Source organism: Paraburkholderia sp. SIMBA_054 (assembly GCF_046534875.1).
In the GTDB taxonomy this organism is placed as follows: domain Bacteria; phylum Pseudomonadota; class Gammaproteobacteria; order Burkholderiales; family Burkholderiaceae; genus Paraburkholderia; species Paraburkholderia hospita.
Window position 1 is genome coordinate 1 of sequence record NZ_JAWRXV010001558.1, and the last position, 241, is coordinate 241.

Here is a 241-nt window from a genome sequence, read left to right on the forward strand (position 1 = left end):
GGACAAGTTTCAGGAAACCAGGTCCAAGTACGGCGACGGTCAGCACCGCCAGCAGGATTGCCGGGATCGACATCATGATATCCACAAGGCGCATGATCACCGCCTCGATTTTACCCCGAAACCACCCCGCGACCATGCCAAGCGTAACACCCACCAGTGTCGAAACGACGACCGACAAAACTGCAACGGATAGCGAAACTCTGGCACCGTAAATCGTGCGCGAAAGCAGATCCCGGCCAAG

1 pseudogene is annotated in these 241 nt (G+C 56.8%); it reads right to left on the bottom strand.

Annotated features, from left to right (window positions below):
* Window positions 1-241, bottom strand: a pseudogene (locus tag SB822_RS60285) (dipeptide ABC transporter permease DppC); the annotation flags it as partial.